This window comes from Bradyrhizobium sp. Kon58 (genome assembly GCF_055807455.1).
The window spans coordinates 16749-33554 of the sequence record NZ_JBVVOT010000030.1 but is presented as its reverse complement, the minus strand read 5'-3'; the positions used below and the strand labels follow the sequence as shown (position 1 = coordinate 33554).

The 16806-nt window shown below is 63.6% G+C and carries 12 protein-coding genes and 1 pseudogene; 1 reads left to right on the top strand and 12 read right to left on the bottom strand.

Features of this window, described 5'->3' with window-relative positions:
* Positions 1–5: 5 nt before the first annotated feature.
* On the bottom strand, positions 6–1025 hold the full coding sequence (locus AC0L20_RS32355; RefSeq protein ID WP_027517958.1) for a TRAP transporter substrate-binding protein: 1020 nt from the start codon (positions 1023–1025) through the stop codon (positions 6–8).
* Positions 1026–1482: 457 nt separating this feature from the next.
* Between AC0L20_RS32355 and AC0L20_RS32350 the strand changes: the two genes are divergently transcribed.
* Positions 1483–2679 carry a M24 family metallopeptidase gene (locus tag AC0L20_RS32350; RefSeq protein WP_473294595.1) on the top strand — a complete coding sequence of 399 codons (1197 nt, stop codon included), beginning with the start codon at positions 1483–1485 and terminating at the stop codon, positions 2677–2679.
* A 92-nt stretch (positions 2680–2771) separates the two neighbouring features.
* On the opposite strand, the gene mdoH is transcribed toward AC0L20_RS32350, so the two are convergent.
* The 11 genes and pseudogenes from mdoH to AC0L20_RS32295 form a co-directional block, all read right to left on the bottom strand.
* Positions 2772–4916, bottom strand: coding sequence for a glucans biosynthesis glucosyltransferase MdoH (gene mdoH, locus AC0L20_RS32345; protein ID WP_473294594.1), 2145 nt, complete (start codon positions 4914–4916; stop codon positions 2772–2774).
* A pseudogene (locus AC0L20_RS32340) lies at positions 4904–6414 on the bottom strand (glucan biosynthesis protein G). Before AC0L20_RS32340 ends, mdoH begins: the two are co-directional and overlap by 13 nt.
* Positions 6415–6652: 238 nt before the next feature.
* Positions 6653–7480: a hypothetical protein gene (locus AC0L20_RS32335; RefSeq protein ID WP_473294593.1), complete on the bottom strand. Its 828-nt coding sequence runs from the start codon at positions 7478–7480 to the stop codon at positions 6653–6655.
* Positions 7481–7564: 84 nt separating this feature from the next.
* Positions 7565–8857 carry a siderophore utilization protein FsrB gene (fsrB, locus tag AC0L20_RS32330; RefSeq protein WP_473294648.1) on the bottom strand — a complete coding sequence of 431 codons (1293 nt, stop codon included), beginning with the start codon at positions 8855–8857 and terminating at the stop codon, positions 7565–7567.
* Between the two features lie 3 nt (positions 8858–8860).
* Positions 8861–8995: a hypothetical protein gene (locus tag AC0L20_RS32325; protein ID WP_473294592.1), complete on the bottom strand. Its 135-nt coding sequence runs from the start codon at positions 8993–8995 to the stop codon at positions 8861–8863.
* A 38-nt stretch (positions 8996–9033) separates the two neighbouring features.
* On the bottom strand, positions 9034–11328 hold the full coding sequence (locus AC0L20_RS32320; RefSeq protein WP_473294591.1) for a TonB-dependent siderophore receptor: 2295 nt from the start codon (positions 11326–11328) through the stop codon (positions 9034–9036).
* 212 nt (positions 11329–11540) lie between these two features.
* Positions 11541–12206, bottom strand: coding sequence for a methionine ABC transporter permease (locus tag AC0L20_RS32315; protein WP_106943594.1), 666 nt, complete (start codon positions 12204–12206; stop codon positions 11541–11543).
* Positions 12196–13362: a methionine ABC transporter ATP-binding protein gene (locus AC0L20_RS32310; RefSeq protein WP_473294590.1), complete on the bottom strand. Its 1167-nt coding sequence runs from the start codon at positions 13360–13362 to the stop codon at positions 12196–12198. The genes AC0L20_RS32315 and AC0L20_RS32310 overlap by 11 nt, the downstream gene beginning before the upstream one ends.
* A gap of 226 nt (positions 13363–13588) precedes the next feature.
* Positions 13589–15061, bottom strand: a complete 1473-nt coding sequence (locus AC0L20_RS32305) for a DASS family sodium-coupled anion symporter (protein WP_473294589.1) — start codon at positions 15059–15061, stop codon at positions 13589–13591.
* 113 nt (positions 15062–15174) lie between these two features.
* Entirely contained in the window at positions 15175–15981 is an 807-nt protein-coding gene (locus AC0L20_RS32300; protein WP_473294588.1) for an enoyl-CoA hydratase/isomerase family protein, read from the bottom strand.
* Positions 15982–16014: 33 nt separating this feature from the next.
* A complete protein-coding gene (locus AC0L20_RS32295; protein WP_473294587.1) occupies positions 16015–16773 on the bottom strand; it encodes a hypothetical protein in 759 nt (252 codons plus the stop codon).
* Positions 16774–16806: the final 33 nt, after the last annotated feature.

Below are 16806 nucleotides of genomic sequence, written 5' to 3'. Positions count from 1 at the left end.
ACGCGTTACGACAGCTTGCCGACGGCCTTTTCCAGCAGGTCCCAGGCCTGGTCGCCATATTTGCCCTTCCACTCGGCATAGAAGCCGGCGGACCGCAGCTTGTCGCGGAACGGCGCGACCGCGGGCTGGTTGAAGGTCAGGCCCTTGCCCGCGAGCTCCTGCTGCAGATTGGCATTGAGCTTGGCGGTGTCCTCACGTTCCTTAAGCGCTGCGGCATTGATGTTCTTGGCGACGATGGTGCGCACATCCTCGGGCAGGCTGCTCCATGCCTTGCGGTTGGCCAGGAACCAGAAGCCGTCCCACATGTGGTTGGTGAGCGAGCAGTATTTCTGGACTTCGTAGAGCTTGGCGGTCGAGATGATCGCCAGCGGGTTCTCCTGGCCCTCGACGATCCTGGTCTGCAGCGCGGAATAGACCTCGGCAAAATTGATCGAGGCGGGCGCCGCATCGAACGCCTTGAACATCGAGGTCCACAACGGCGACACCGGCACGCGGATCTTGAAGCCCTTGAGGTCGTCCGGACCGGTGATCGGCTTGCTCGACGACGTGGTCTGGCGGAAGCCGTTGTCCCAGATCTTGTCCATGACCTCGAGACCGGCCTTCTTGATCTCGCCGCGGACAAAGGCGCCGAGATCGCCGTCCATGGCCTTCCAGACCGTGCCGTAGTCCGGGAACGCGAAGCCGATGCCGTTGATGGAGGCCGCCGGCACCAGGGTCGACAGGATCAGCCCCGACAGCGTGAAAAACTCGACGCCGCCGGACCGGATCTGGCTCAGCATGTCGGTGTCGGACCCGAGCTGGTTGTTCGGGAAGATCTGGAGGTCGAACTTGCCGCCTGTCTCGGCCTTGATCGCCGCCGCCATCTCCTTGGCGCGCACGTTCAGCGGATGGGTGTCCGGCAGGTTGTTGGCGTATTTGTAGGTGAACTCGGCGCTCTGGGCGCGGGCCACATGGGGCGCACTGAGACCGCCCAGGACCGCGGTGGCGGCTGAGGCCTTGAGAAGCGTGCGGCGGGAAAAGCTCATGGGTCTGCTTCCTCGGAAAGTTTGTTGTTGTTCTGAGATGCAAACCTATACGGACGGACGGTCAGAAGGTCATCTGCGATCTCGCGAAGCTTCGCTTATTGCAGCCGGACATCATCACGGCAATATCGGCTTTCGGAGGCATCGGCCGGATTCAAAAACCGAAAAACAACCCCATGCACAGTAGCCGCCGAAAGTCGGAACGACGTGCGACGGCCGGTTTGGAAAAGGACGAGGAACGAAGGTCCGATGAGAGGAATTCTGGCTAAATAGCTGATCTGATTGTATATAAATATATTCCATAATATACCTTATGCGAATCGCGGATATGGCCGTGCAGATCAGGCCAGATAACTCCGTGGCTACCCAGAACCCCTCTTTCGGATCACACTTGGTGCCAAACAAGCCCCGGGCAAACCGACGCAGCGGTTGATGCCGACGGCAGCATTGGAGGTTCGTCATGCAGGAGAACGTCGCCCGCGCAGAGCGCTCGCGCGCCATTCCATTCGATGCGGCCAAGCTCGACCGCCTGATGGAGGCGGCCGGTCTCGACGTCCTGGTCGCGACCTCCAAGCACAATGTGCAGTACCTCCTGGGTGCCGAGCGCGCGATCTTCTTCGACTACATGGATGCGCTGGGCGTCAGCCGCTATCTGCCGGTCCTGATCTATCCCAAGGGCGCACCGGAGCACGCGGTCTATGTCGGGCACCGGCTGGAGACCCATCAGCGCGCCGTCGCGCCGCCATGGATTGCGCAGGTCCGGACCGAGTCCAACGGCTCGGTCGATGCGATCACGCGGGCCGTCAGCCTGATCCGCGACGCCGGCGTGCCCCTGAAGCGGGTCGGGGTCGAGATGGCGTTCCTGCCGATGGATGCGGGCCGGGCGCTCAGTGACGCCCTGCCCGGCGCCGAGCTCAAGGACGCGCTGCTGGTGCTGGAGCGGCTGCGGGCGGTCAAGTCGGCGGAGGAGCTGGCAAAACTCAAGACGGCGTCCGAACTGGTGATCGCCTCGATGCTGGCGGTGATCGCCGGACACGGCCCGGGCACGACCAAGCAGCAATTGTCGGACGCCTTGCGCATCGCCGAAGCCAATCGCGGGCTGACCTTCGAATACTGTCTGCTCGCCTGCGGCAACAGCCACAACCGGGCGCCGTCGGCGCAGCGCTGGGAGCAAGGTGACGTGCTGTCGCTGGATTCCGGCGGCAATTATCACGGCTATATCGGCGATCTCGCGCGCATGGCGGTGCTCGGCGATCCCGATACCGAGCTGAAGGACTGTCTGGCCGAGATCGAAGCGGTCCAGCGCGCCGCCTTCGCTGCGGTGCGGCCGGGCGCCATGGGCGGTGACATCTACGTCGCGGCCGAGCGGCAGCTCGCGAAGGTCAGCCAGCACGACTGCACGGAGTTTTTAGCTCACGGCATGGGTCTCGTCAGCCACGAGGCCCCTCGCCTGACCGCCAAGGGCCCGATCCCCTATGACGACACCGACGCCCGGCTGCCGCTCGAAACAGGCATGGTGGTGTCGATCGAGACCACGATGAAGCATCCGAAGCGCGGGTTCATCAAGCTCGAGGACACGGTTGCGGTGACGGCGACGGGTTACGAGATCTTTGGCGAGGGCGGTCGTGGGTGGAATTTGGGGGGCAATGCGCTGTAGGCTGGCACCACCCACCGCGCTCACAGCAGAAATCTCGCCCTCTGCCTGAGCACCACCGGGTGGGTCAACGTCCTCACCTACAACGCGATGACCTAGACATCCGCAGAAGCGGTAGCTCGCGGCATTCGCATGACTTGCTCGAGGGCCTGTCGGTGCTTCAGCACGGCAAGGGTCTCGCGCGCGCTGAGGCTGCTGACGACTTCCTCGAAATCGTCGCTCTGCTCGATCTTGGCCCGGCCAATCGCGAGATCTATGTCGATCTGGCCCGATTTGCGAGGCGGCGTTTCGAGGGACTGCATGTGCGGTCCCAGCAACGCGGGGTTCTGTCGGAGTTCGATCAGAGCCCCGCGTGCCTGGATCCGATCCAGGCCGGCAAGCTCTCTCGCCCTCTGCAGCAGTGCCGGCGCGCGATTGTCCTCGGGGGTCGCAAACAGGTGCGCCATTCGCGGTGCCGTCGACGTGACGAGACCGATCGGAATGGCGCAAACCAGGCCGATGATCACCGGAGACATCCAGAGCAGCAGCGGAAGCGACACGGCATAGGCGCTTGCCGCCATAGCCAGACCGCATAGGGTCGGCACCGTGAATTTACGATAGACTTCATCGCGCGTGATCCTGCCATCGCTTCGCCGTTGCACTTGCCAGCCCGCATCACGCCCCAGCAGGATCTCCGCAACGGCGGTGGATTGAAAGATCATCATGGATGGGGCGATCAAGGCGGCAAGCAGGCTCTCGCCGACCACCGCCAGCAGCACGCGAAATCCGCCGCCGAATGCCTGCCGTTCCGCACGCCTGGTGAGCAAAACGAGGTAGGCCAGCAATTTGGGGACGATGAGGAGCCCCATCGTCGCGGCAAAGACCCAGGCGGCGAGCACGGGGTCCTGTGCGGGCCACGTTGGAAACAACGAGAAGCCCTTGGGAAAGTACTCCGGCTTGACGAAATAGGCCTGCAAGGAGATCAGGATTCCGAGCAATAGAAACAGCAGCCACAGGGGCGCGGTGAGATAGGAGCCGATCCCGGTCAGCAGGTGAAGCCTGGAGACCCAGTGCAGGCCTCGCGCCGGCAGAACGGCAAGGTGCTGGAGATTGCCCTGACACCAGCGGCGGTCACGCGCGGCGAAATCCAATAGCGACGGTGGCACCTCCTCGAAACTCCCACCGAGATCGGGCGCCATGAAAATCCCCCACCCCGCCCGCCGCATCAGTGCGGCTTCCACAAAATCATGGCTGAGGATGTGCCCGCCGAAAGGCTTCCTCCCGCGCAATTCGGGCAAGCCGGCCTCTTGCGCAAAAGCTTGCACCCTGATGATGGCATTGTGTCCCCAGTAGTTGCCCTCTGAGGCGTGCCACCAGGCGTTCCCGGCCGCGATCAGCGGACCGTACAACCGACCCGAGAACTGCTGGAGCCTACTGATCAGGGTTCGCGCATTGACCACGATCGGAAGCGTCTGAATCAGCGCGGCTTGCGGGTTCGCTTCCATCGCGCCCGCCAGCCGAACGATGGTCTCTCCGCTCATCAGACTGTCCGCGTCGAGAATGATCATGTAGTCGTAGGCGCCACCGAACCGCCTCACCCATTCGGCGATGTTGCCGGACTTTCGGGCGGTGTTGTCGGAGCGGTGACGATAATAGAGATGGCCTGAACCGCAGTTGCGCTGCAGGTCTAGAAACGCAAGCTCCTCGGCAATCCAGATGTCCGGATCTGTGGTGTCACTGAGCAGAAACCAATCGAACAACGGGGCCTGTCCGGTTTCGCCGACCGACTCGTACATGGCGCGGAGTCGCGCCATGAGGTGGTGCTGATCCTCGTTGTAGGTCGGCAACAGCATTGCCGTTCGGCCGTTGATCGCGGGCAGCGAACCGTGGGTGTTAATTGACAGCACATCCGGGCGGCCCCGCAGGAGCACAAAAAAACCGGCTACTGAAGAGACGAACGAAAACGCGATCCAGGCGAGCAGCACGAGAAACAGCCCAAACACCATGCCTTCGAGGACCGTGACACCCCCAACCTTGAGAACATCGTACATCTCAAAGGCGCCCGCAGCGGTGATCGCGACCGTTCCGCCGAGAATGAACAGGCGCCGCGCTGCAACGGCAGGGGTGGTCCCTAGTCGCGCCGGATAGGCACGATTGGTCGCTTCCAATCGGCAGGGCAGCATCGGGAGAGGCGTTTCATCGGGAAGATACCGAATGCCGAGCTCAGGCGAAAGCGCGGGTGACGGCGTCAGGGCGCCCATCGGTAAACCCAGACTTCAGAGATGGCTTGATCGCCTTGCATCAAGACCGCCCTCAACTCGATAGGCGCGTCCTTCACGGCGCATTGAAAACTCAGGCGCCAGCCCCCGGTTTCCGGGTTTGGCTGCGTGACGACGTTCTTGATCTCGGATTTGTCAGCGCTGACGGCTCCCCTCACCTTGTTGGGATCGACCGCCTTCATTCCGTCGCCGACGAGCTCGAGCACGAACAATTTGCTGTCGTCGCCCCGCGCGCCAACGCCTGTGCGGGTGAATCGGGCCAGGGAATTGGGCTTTGGCGCGTCCGGACCCCAGTGCAGGCGGTAGGTGTAGTTGTTTTCGCTCTTGGCCTGGAGAGGCGTTTTCGGGCGCCAGAAGGCGGCGATGTTGTCGTGAACTTCCTCCTTGGTCGGGATCTCAAACAGGACCACACTGCCCTCTCCCCAATCTCCAATCGGTTCGACCCAGAGGCTCGGGCGACGCTCAAAGCGCGATTCGATGTCCTCGTAGGCAAAGAAATTTCTCTCCCGCTGCATCAGACCGAAGCCGCGCGGATTTAGGTCATTGAATGTGCTGGCCTGCAGATCGCGTGGGTTGTTGAGCGGACGCCAGAGTTGCTCGCCCTTTCCGTTGAACACGGCAAGCCCATCGGAATCGTGCACGGCAGGGCGGAAATCGTCGACATCGTGCCGGTCGTTCGGACCGAAAAAGAACATGCTCGTCATGGGCGCCAGGCCGGCATGTTGCAGCTCGATCCGCGGATAGAGCGACATTTCCACGTCGAAGAAACCGTCGGAGCGCCTGGCCTGATCGTGAAGCGATAGCTTGCCGTAGCGCTCTTGCTGTCGAGCAGCGCATGTACCACGACGGATGTGGCACCCGGCGCGGGCTTCTCGAGCCAGAAGGCCTTGAAGACGGGAAATTCCTCTCCCTTGCTCTCGCCGGTATCGATCGACAGACCGCGCGCGGACAGGCCGTAGGTCTCGCCTTTGGCAACCGCACGGAAGTAGCTGGCGCCGAGAAAGGCGCAAACCTCGTCGTAATAGTCGGCCCGATTGATCGGGGCGTGGATGCGAAAGCCGGCAAATCCGAGATCGACGTCCGGTACCTGGCCGATATTGTCGCCGAATGCGAAATCCTCGCGCCGGTACCTGATCGGTACGGCTCGTCCGCCGGAGACCTCGTAAATGTCGACCTTGTTCTTATAAAAGAACCCGCGGTGAAAAAACTGGACTTCGAAGGGCAGCTTCTCGCTGCGCCAAGCCGCGCGCTCCGGCAGAAAGCGAATTGATCGGTACTGATCGTAGGTGAGATCCTTGAGCGCGTCCGGGACCTTTTCCTCTGGTGGCGCAAAGGGCTTACTCGCCAAATTGCGGGCAAGCTCGCGGACATAAGAGGGGCCAAACGGCAACTCCGCCGCCGATGGCGCAGACACTGCGCCAGGTAGTAGCGTTGCCAATGGCGTCAATGCCGAGGCTTCCAGGAATTGTCGGCGATTCAAGTGTTCTACCCGTTCGGTTCCAACCGCAATGCAACCCCCTCGGCGGGACCGAGTTCCACGGTCGTCGCCGAATCCGCGAACGGTGTTGCCGATGACCTCGTCGATGCGGCTTGGAGCGTTTCGCGCTGCTCGGGCCTCGGTTGAATCTGCGGGACGAGCTGCAATTTCCGATTGCGCATTTTCGAGCGATGGCGCCGCGCGCAACGCTGTAGCTCTCGAAGGTAATTGGATGATCGTTCTAGCGCAGCGGCAGCGACTCCAGCTGGCTCTGCGCTTTCTTGACCGCCGTCGCATACCAGCTCTGGCTTGGTGCCTCCTTGGCGAAGCACGCCGTGTACGCGGTCATTGCGTTGTCTTCGCGGGTGATGTCGCCGCGGGGGTCTGTCTTGTCGATGGGTTTGGCCATCATCTGCTTCCAGACCCTTTCGCAGGCCGGGATCTCAGCCGTCTTCACCGCCTCGCTTGCGGCGAGAAAGAAGACCTTGTCGCCCTGGATTGCGACGACGTCGATTTCATGCGGCGGTCCCTTCAGATCGCCGTTGCCGCGGACGCCCAGTACCGCAACCGCCGCGCTTGTGCCCGCGGGCTTCGTGATCGGCAGCTCGGCGTATTTGGCGAAGGCGGAGTCCTGGATGGCCTGATAGTAGAAGCGATCCGACTTGAATGCGGCGCCAATCTCCTGCGGCATGCCGTCCTCGCGGTGTTCGCGCAGCCAGTGCTTGAGCAGCGGGGTGGTGGTCACGACGGCCTGCATCTTGTCGCCTTCGGACGCGAAGCCGAGGCCGTCGAGATGGCCGAAACCGGAGTCGCCCTTGAAGAGCGTGTCCGCGTTGGTCTTGCCGTCGGCCGGCAGTCCCTTGATCGCGACGGCGCCCACCAGGCCGCGCAGGACGTCCGTCAACTCCTTGAGCGCCTCATCGTGCTGCTTATAGGTCTCGTCGTTCTCCGCGGCTTTCGAGAACTTTGCGATGTAGCGGTCGCGCAGGTCGAGATAATGCTGCTCCGGGCCAGCCGCATGTGCGGGCGCGGCGAAAACGAGCAGGCAGAGCAAGGCGAGCGATCTCATGTGATTTCCGACAGGGCTGGGTCTGATCTCCAGTCTTTGTGCCGGTGCCGTGCGGGAAGGTTCATCCGCGAGCGGCCAGGAGCCCTACTCCGCCGGCGTCAGTTGCTGCCGGCTCGGGCGCGTCGCCGCCGTCTCGCGGACGCGGATACGGGCGCGGCGCTTGCGCCACCAGATCACGACTCCGGTAACCGAGAGCGCCGCCACGACCAGCCCCATGATCGAGATCAGGATGCGGCCGAACAGCCCGACGATGCGGCCCGAATGCAACGGAAATTGCGCCTGCACGAAGATGTCGGCGGCGGTGCCGACCCAGGGCAGCCGTTCGCCGATCGGACGGCCGTCCTCGCTGTCGTAATAGAGCTGCGCCGGGCCGACGCCGCCCGCGCCGTGATCGTCGCCCGGATGGAAGAAGGCCGCGGCATAGACACCATGGGCCGGGCCGTAATTGACCGAGCCGACTGGGACGGTCCACCCTCGCCCTTTGCCGTCGGCCGCCGCGCGCGCGACGATGTCGGCGAAGCTGACCTTGGGCTCGATGGGGTCGTCAAGATCGCGATATGGCCGCTGCTCATAAGGCGTCGGCGTGTAGTTCGACACCATCTTCATCAGCGGCGAGAACACCTCGAAATAGAGGTTCAGCGAGAACGCCGTGAAGGCGATGATGAACAGCACGCCCCAGGTCCACAGGCTGAAAGCGCGATGGATGTCGAAATTGATCCGGTAGGCGCTGCCCGAAGTCTTGATGGTCCACGCCGGCGCCCAGCGCGCCCAGAAGCCGCGTTCGAGCTGGCGCGCGACTTGCGGCGCCCGCGCCGCCCTGGCGCTCCGGCGCGAGGGCAGCGTCAGGTAGAAGCCGACGAAGCAGTCGATGGTCCAGATGATGGCGATCACGCCGAGCACGCGCATGCCCCAGCGATCGCTGCCCCAGAATTCCGGGATGTGCATGGTGTAGTGCAGCTTGTAGAGAAACGAGACGAAGTTTTCGCGCGTCACCGGCCAGACCGCACCCCAATAGCGCCGGCCGAGCTCCGCTCCGGTGTTGGGATCGAGGAAGATCTGATTGTAGTCGAGCGCGTAGCGCTTGCCGGTCGCGGGATCGATCCTGGGCATGACGAAGAACCACAGCGAGTGGCCCTCCTCCGGCGTCATGAACAGGTAGACCACGCGCGCGCGGGGATCGCGCTGCTCGATCGTCTTGGCGAGATCGATCGAGGGAATCGCCGGGCCTTTGCTGCTGACGTCGAACAGATGGCTGTTCAGGACCTCATCGATCTCATGGTCCCAGGAGATGATCGCCCCGGTGATGCCGGAGAAGAACAGGAATCCGGCCGTCAGCAGTCCCGCCCAGCGATGCAGCTTGCCGAATATCGCTCTCATCATTCAGATCTCGCCAAGTACACGAGCAAAGTGTGTGAGTGCCGAATCTTCCGCAACGTCATGCCCGGGCTTGTCCCGGGCATCCACGTTCTTAGTGCCGCGTGAAAGATCGTGGATGGCCGGGACAAGCCCGGCCATGACGACCTCTCGTGGAGCCTCATCGTCCTCATTTCAACTCACCACCGATACGTCAGCTTGCCGATGGCCTTGCGTCCCTCCGCGTAGAAGCAGCCCGACAGGCTGTAGCAGGCGGCGACATAACGGGTGTCGGCGAGGTTGGTGACGTTCAGCGATAGCCGCCAATTGTCCCTTGTGTAGGCGAGCAGCGCGTCCAGCACGGTCGACGATCCGACCTTGAACGTGTTGGCGTCATCGCCCCAGGTCGCGCCGACATAGCGGACGCCGCCGCCGAACTGCAGGCCCGCGAGCGGCCCGGTCTGAAGCGTGTAGTCGTTCCACAGCGAGGCGCGGTTGAGCGGCACGGTGACCGGCGCCTTGCCGACATTGACCGGATCCTGCGTGACCATTGCATCGACATAGGCATAGGCCGCGCGCAGGTTCCAGCCGTCGGCGAGCGACATCGTGCCTTCGAGCTCAAGGCCGCGCGATTTTACTTGCCCGGTCTGTTCGGCAATGTTGAGCGGAGGCGCAAAGGTAACGACGTTGTCGCGCGTCAGGTCGAAGGCGGCGAAGGTGAACAGCGCGTTCCAGCCGATCGGCTGGTACTTGACGCCCACCTCGTACTGCACGCCGGTCTCGGGATTGAGCAGCTGTCCGCTCGGGCCGGTGGCGAGCACCGGCAGGAACGATTCCGAATAGCTGAAATAGGGCGCGATGCCGTTGTCGAAATTGTACATCAATGCGGCGCGGCCGGTGAAGGCCGATGCATCCTTCGCGACGGACGTATTGAAGATTCCGCTGTCGACCTGCGTCGTCACGAAATCCTGGCGGCCACCGAGCTGGAACGAGAGCCGGCCGAGCTTGATCTGGTCCTGCGCGTAGAGGCCGACTTGCGACTGCTTGACGCCAGTGTCGTCGCTCATGGCGCCCATGGTCCAGTCGTAGCTGTAGACCGGGTTGAAGACGTTGATCTCGGGCGCGGACGTGGTGACGCCAAAGGCGGTGTCGCGGAATGTGGTGTTGCGATAGTCAATCCCGACCAGCGTGGTGTGGCTGAGGAAGCCGGTGGTGAACTTGCCCTGGAGCTGATTGTCCACCGCGAAGGAGTTGATGTAGGAGTTGCTGTAGCTGCCAAAACGCGCGAGCTGTCCCGCGGCCTCGTCGGTATAGCCTCCGCCGAAGAACACCTTCTCCTCGTTGTGCTGATAGGCGTAGCGCAAATTCTGCCGGAACGTGATGTTGTCGGTGAAATTGTGCGAGAGCTGGTAGCCGGCGGTCGCGATTTCGGTGTTGAACGCGTTGAAGCTCGGCACGCCCGCGAAGAACGAGACCGGGATGGTGCGGCCGTTGTTCGGCCAAACCGTGCCCGAGGCCGGCAGGAACTGAAGGCCCCACCCGGCCCGGTCGCGCTGGTAGTTGGCGAGGATCGTGATGGTGGTGTCCTCGTTCGGCTTGAAGGTGACAGCGGGCGCGATGAAGACGCGGTTGTCCTTGGTGAAGTCGACCTGGGTCTCGCCGTCGCGCACCACGCCGGTCAGGCGCCACAGCACGGTGCCGTCCTTGTTGGCGGGACCGCCCATGTCGAACTGGCCCTGATAACGGTTGAAGCTGCCGCCGGAGATCGAGACCTCGCCGAATTGCTGCGCCGTCGGCAGCTTGGTCACATAGTTGAGGATGCCGCCGGTGCCGCTACCGCCATACATCGCCGAGGACGGGCCCTTGAGAACCTCGAGACGCTCGGCGCCGTAGGGATCGAGGCCGTTGAAGTGCACGTAATTGCTGGAGGGAATCCGCAAGCCGTCGAGGTAGAGACCCGACATGGTGGTGTCGAAGCCGCGGATCTGGAGGGCGCCGAAGCGGGTGTCGGAGCCGCCATTGACGTCGCCGCTGACGCCGGCGGTGTAGCGCAACGCCTCGCCAATCGAAACCGCACCCTGATTCCTGACCTGGTCGGTCGTGACGACGGAGACGGACTGCGGGGTTTCGATCAGCGGCGTATCCGTCTTGGTCGCGGTGCCGCTGCGCGTCGCAACGAAACCGCGCACCGGACCATTGGCGCGTTCACCGGTGGCGCCGTTTGATGATGCCGATTGGGTTGGCGCGGCTTGCTGCGCCGGAGAGCGACGATTGGCGCGCGCGGTGCGTGTCGCGCCTGACCGTCGCGTTGAGGCCACCGCCGCAGGCCGGGCCCGCTGAGCCGGGGCTTCGACGGTGACGGCGGGAATCTGCGTCTGCGCCTCCACGGCACCGATGGGAACGACGAGAGCAAATGCGCTGGCCGCTCCGAGGAAGAGAATCTGTATCTGTCGACAACGCGTGTCGGCACGCGAAGCAAGTTGGTAGTCGGTCACGTCTGTCGAGGCCCCACGCACTGCCGGCTTCGCCGGTATCGTTTTTGATGCCTCGCCCTAACGCAGGCGATTTCGGAGTGCGATAGGAACTGCGTTAGAATTTCTCCAGACGCGTGCGCAACGCGTGCGACGAATGCGCTCAGTCGTGTCTCGAACTTTGGAATGCTTCCAGATCGACAAGAACCTGCTTGTTCGAAATGTCTGGAACGGCGTCAGCGATGTCGCAGCCGGCGATTGACCCGGCGCGCGAGATAATCGCCAGCGCTCTGGACCAGCTGCACCAGCGCGATCAGCACGACGACGACGGCCAGCATCATCTCCGGCATGAAGCGCTGATAGCCGTAGCGGATGCCGAGATCGCCGAGGCCCCCGCCTCCGACGGCGCCGACCATGGCGGAGTAGCCGAGCAGGCTGACCACCGCGAGCGTCAGCGCCAACAGGAGACCCGGCAGCGCTTCGGGGATCAGCACCTTGAGCACGATCTGCATCGGCGAGGCCCCGAACGAGGATGCGGTCTCGATCAGGCCACCATCGACCTCGCGGATCGCGGCCTCGACCAGGCGCGCGATGAAGGGTGCCGATGCGATCGTCAACGGCACGATCGCGGCCGTCGATCCGATCGAGGTGCCGGCCACCAGCCGCGTGAACGGGATGATGGCGACGACCAGAATGATGAAGGGCGTAGACCGTGTCGCGTTGACGACGATGCCGAGCACGCGATTGACGACGGGCGCCGCGAACAGCTCGCCTTTCCGGCTGGTCGCGAGAAAGACGCCGAGCGGCAGGCCGAAGGCGGTGCCGATCAGAGCGGCGAGCCCGACCATGTACAGGCTCTCGCCGGTCGCCTGGACGATCAGGTTGATGAGTTCAGGCGACATAGCCGAGACGCTCCGCGGAGAATTGATGTTGTGAAAGCCAGGCCAGCGTGCGCGTCGTCGCGTCCTCGCCGCCGGAGATGCCGAGAGGGATACCAAGTGTCAGCGAGCCTACATGCTGGCCGCCGATCTCGTCGATGCGGGCCGACAGCAGCGACAGGTCGAGACCGAGCTCGCGCGCCAGCCGCGCCACCAGCGTGTCGCCGGCCCCTGCCCCGCGCACCTGGACGCGGATCACGGCCTGTCCGCCCGCAGGCGGCTGCGAAACGATCCGGCTCGCCAGCGACACCGGCAGGCTGTCTCCGATCACTTCGGCCAGGAAGGATTGCGTGATCGGATGCTTTGGGTGAGTGAAGATGTCGGCGACATGGCCGCTCTCGACGACGCGGCCGGCATCGAGCACCACGACGTCTCGGGCGAGCTGGCGCACCACGGACATTTCGTGGGTGATCAGCACGATGGTCACGCCCAGTTCGCGGTTGATGTTCGCGAGCAGATCGAGGATCGCCCGCGTGGTCTGCGGATCGAGCGCCGAGGTCGCCTCGTCCGACAGCAGCACGCTCGGCCGCGTCGCCAAGGCCCGCGCGATGCCGACGCGCTGCTTCTGGCCGCCGGAGAGTTCGGACGGGTAGCGGTCGTGCTTGTCCGCGATGCCCACCAGCGCTAGCAGCTCGGCGACCCGGGTTTTGATGTCCGCTTTGGCCCAGCCGGCAATCTCGAGCGGCAGCGCGATATTGGCGGCTGCGGTGCGTGAGGACAGCAGGTTGAAGTGCTGGAAGATCATGCCGATCGAGCGCTGCGCCAACCGCAGGTCGCGCCCTGCGAGCGCCGAGATATTTCTATTATCGACGATGACGCGGCCAGTGGTCGGCCTCTCCAGTCCGTTGATGAGCCGGACCAGGCTAGATTTGCCGGCACCGGAGCGGCCGATGACGCCGGTGATCGAACCGCGCGGGATTGCGAAGTCGATGTTTTGCAGGGCCTTGACGCCGGGCTTGCCGCGATAGGCCGGATAGGTTTTCGAGATGCCTTCGAAGCGGACCATCGCGTCGGGCGCAGTCGCGGCAGGTGAGATCGCGTGACCTGGGATCGCGTCAAGCGTTTCGATCGGCTGTCCGATCGCGAGCGACGGGTGGACGTTCATGGAGGCGGCCTTCATGCACAATAGTTCCGCTTGCCTCTGAGGCATCCGGGAACCGGTCGCATCAAGCGACGGAGAGTGAAACGCGATGAGGACTCGGCTGGAGCGCTGCATCGCAGCACGCACCTTCGCCCTTTCGGGTCGCTCTGGCAATGTCAGATATCTGCGGGGAGTTGGACGAAGTTTCCAAATTTCTCCCCACTGAAGAAAATTCATCTGCCGCCGTCTTGGCCCTCGCCCCGGCTCAGGTGACCCGCAACCAGGGCCATACGATCAGCAGAAGCCCCGCGAAATAGAGCACCCCGAAAATCAGCCCAAAACCCCAGAACTGACCCTTGCCGATATAGCCGCTGCCGAAATACATCGGCGCCGGCCCGGTCGCGTAAGGTGAGATCACGCCCATCAAGCCAAGCGAATACATGCAGAGCATGGCGAGCGTCGTGACCGGCAGGTCGGGGATGCCGGATCCGACCGCGAGCACCACGGGCAGCACGGCGGCGGCATGCGAGGTGATGCTCGAGAAGAAATAATGGATCCAGAAGAACAGCGCGACCAGCAGCAGCATCGCGGTCGACGGCGACAGCCCGGCGAGCGGCTTTGCGTATTCGGTGGCGAACCATTTGATGAAGCCGATCTCGTTGAGGCCCGAGGCCAGCGTCAGCAGCGAGGTGAAGTAGAAGAACACCTCCCAGGCGCCCTTCTCGGCGACGATGTCGGCAAACTCGATCACGCCCGTCACCAGCATCAGCGAGATCACGATGAACACGACGGTAGTGGCGTTGACGAAATTCGAGCCCAGAAGCGGCACGCGGATGTCCGGGCTCGAGCCCGCGATCCACAGGAACATCGCGAGCAGGATCAGCGCCAGCATGATCCACTCATTGCGCGACATCGGGCCCATCTCCGCGAGCTCCTTCGATGCCCATTCGGAAATTTCCGGGCTGCTCTTCACCTCGGGACGGCAGACCGCGTAGCTGAGCAGCGGGACCAGCACCATCAGGAGGAGGCCGAGCGGCGCAAAGCCCATAAACCACTGCGCCCAGCTGACGTCGATTCCGACGGTCTTCTTGGCGATGGCGAGCGCCGCTGCATTGGGCGCGAGCGCGGTGAAAAACAATGAGCTGGTGACGGCGGTCGACGCGAACGCGGTCCACATCACGTAGGTGCCGATCTTGCCGGCGGTCGGTCCAGGCTCGGAGCCGTAGATGCGCGGGATGTTGCTGATGATGGGATAGACGATGCCGCCGCTGCGCGCGGTGTTGGACGGTGTCGCCGGCGCCAGCAGGAAATCCGACATCGCCACCGCATAGCCGAGACCGAGCGTGTTGGTGCCGAGCTTTTGCACCAGCACGAGCGCAATACGCCGGCCCAGCTGGCTCTTGCGGTACCCGATCGAGAACACGAAGGCGCCGACGATCAGCCAGACCGTGCTCTCGGCAAAGCCCGCCAGCATCCAGCGCAGCGACTTGGTCGGATCGGGATCGATATAACCGCCGACGCCGGCAACCGTCAGCCCGATCAGGCCGACCGCGCCGACCGGCATCGATTCCAGGATGAGCCCGGTGATAACGGCCGCGAAGACGGCAAAATAGTGCCACTGATTGACGTTGAGCCCTGCCGGCACCGGCCACAGATAGATCACCAGCCACACCGCGAGCGGCGCGATCAGCTTCCAGCGAGACCCTTTCGCCTCAGGCGCCTGCGAGCTACCGGCCATGGGCCTTCCCCCTCGATCGTCATTGTCGTCTGCCGGCCCGTTGATCGGCCCTATTTGTCCCAGCGCCGCGTATACGGATAGTCCGCGGCGCAATCAATGGCCCGAGCCTGCTTCTACCGCCCTCTGAACTTCGGTTTGCGTCGCGTCAGGAACGCCTCGACGCCCTCCTTGTGGTCCTCGCTAAGGCTTGCCAGGGCGAACTGGTCGACGTCCATGTGGCTGGCGAGATTATCCAGCGCATGCGCCAGCCGGTTGACCGTGAGTTTCGTCATGGCAACGGAGAGCGGCGGCTGCGCTGCCACCTTGCGCGCAAGCTCCATCGCGGCATCGAACGCATGGCCGGGATCGACCACCTGCTCGACCAGGCCCCACTCATAGGCTTCATCCGCGCCGATGCGCTGATCGGCCAGGATCACCGCCTGCTTGGTCCGAGCCGGGCCGATCAGATGCAGCATGCGCGGAATGCTCTGCCAGCTCATGTTCATGCCCAGCCCGATCTCGGGCACGCGCAGATGGGCGTCGCGTCCCATGACGCGAAAGTCGAGCGCCACGGCCAGCGCCACGCCGCCGCCGACGCAAAAGCCCTCGATGGCGACGATCGTGATCTGCTCCATCTCCTGCCAGGCGTGAGTCAGGCGGGGTCCGAGCTTGAGATGCCGCCGCAGCGTGCCGAGGTCCATGTCCTTGCGCGAGCGCCCTTCGGCATCCTTGAGGTCGAAGCCGGCGCTGAACGCAGCCGCGCTGCCTGTCAGCACCACGACAGAGGTCGCGGAATCATCCTCAAAACTGCGCGCGGCCGCGGTGAGCTGGCGCAGCGCCTCCGGCGACAGCGCGTTGATGCCGTCGCCGCGGTCGAACCGCACCACCGCAATCCGCCCCTCCGGTCCGAGGCCCTTCTCGATCTTGACATAGTCAGGCAACGCAATCTCCCCTGGTCTGGGTCTTTCTGGTGCTCACAGATGCCCGGTGCGCCGATGTTCGGGTTCGCTTCCATGGACCGGAAACCGGGCCGTGGTCCCGATGGTGATCCAGTTGGCATTTTCGCCGGTGATGTTGCGGCCGTAGATCACATCGACGGAGAAGATTTCGTTCGGACGGTAACGGACACCGGTCTGGAAACGCGGCTGCACGACGCTTGCGACCTCGGAGGCGCCGGCCTGCCCGTACGCCTCGATCGTCCATTGCAGGGTGTCGGTGAATTTCCAATCGTAGCCGATGCCGTAGGTCAGATAATGGCGATCCACCGTGCGATCCCAGAGCCAGCCGCCATTGACGTTGATGCGCATGGTCTCCGACAGGCGGAAGGTCGCGGGGATGACGGCAAAGGCGGATAGCGCCTCGCCAGTCGCCGCGTCGAACGATCCGCCGCCATAGGCCGACAATCCCCACCGGCCGATCCCGGTCGGGATGAAATTCGTCTTGGCTTTTGGCGCGACCGTCGTGCTCCAGTCGCCATCGCTGCGGGCCCGGATGGTCTGCAGGCTCAGCTCGATCGGCCTGAAGGGATCGACGACACAGGAGGGATTGGCGACCGCCGAAAAATCCGTGTTGGAAGCCGTCGACAGCCAGCTCTCCACCTTGCAGGAGCCGACCTCGGAAATGTCGGCGGCATCGACCGCATAGGCGCCATTCGCGGCGCGCGCATCCTGCGCCGCGAATGCGCCAAGAGCCGCGATTGCGGCGGTTATTCCGGTTCTTGCAGCCCAGCCCATGGTGCGATGTTAGCAGAGTCTTCGCCTCGACAA

Bases quoted from the DNA above. Each gene is read 5' to 3' on its own strand.
- AC0L20_RS32305 (WP_473294589.1), bottom strand. From the start codon at position 15,061: ATGGCCGGTAGCTCGCAGGCGCCTGAGGCGAAAGGGTCTCGCTGGAAG.
- AC0L20_RS32325 (WP_473294592.1), bottom strand. From the start codon at position 8,995: ATGGCCGGGCTTGTCCCGGCCATCCACGATCTTTCACGCGGCACTAAG.
- AC0L20_RS32335 (WP_473294593.1), bottom strand. From the start codon at position 7,480: ATGAGATCGCTCGCCTTGCTCTGCCTGCTCGTTTTCGCCGCGCCCGCA.
- fsrB (WP_473294648.1), bottom strand. From the start codon at position 8,857: ATGAGAGCGATATTCGGCAAGCTGCATCGCTGGGCGGGACTGCTGACG.
- AC0L20_RS32355 (WP_027517958.1), bottom strand. From the start codon at position 1,025: ATGAGCTTTTCCCGCCGCACGCTTCTCAAGGCCTCAGCCGCCACCGCG.
- mdoH (WP_473294594.1), bottom strand. From the start codon at position 4,916: ATGGGCGCCCTGACGCCGTCACCCGCGCTTTCGCCTGAGCTCGGCATT.
- AC0L20_RS32295 (WP_473294587.1), bottom strand. From the start codon at position 16,773: ATGGGCTGGGCTGCAAGAACCGGAATAACCGCCGCAATCGCGGCTCTT.
- AC0L20_RS32315 (WP_106943594.1), bottom strand. From the start codon at position 12,206: ATGTCGCCTGAACTCATCAACCTGATCGTCCAGGCGACCGGCGAGAGC.
- AC0L20_RS32350 (WP_473294595.1), top strand. From the start codon at position 1,483: ATGCAGGAGAACGTCGCCCGCGCAGAGCGCTCGCGCGCCATTCCATTC.
- AC0L20_RS32310 (WP_473294590.1), bottom strand. From the start codon at position 13,362: ATGAAGGCCGCCTCCATGAACGTCCACCCGTCGCTCGCGATCGGACAG.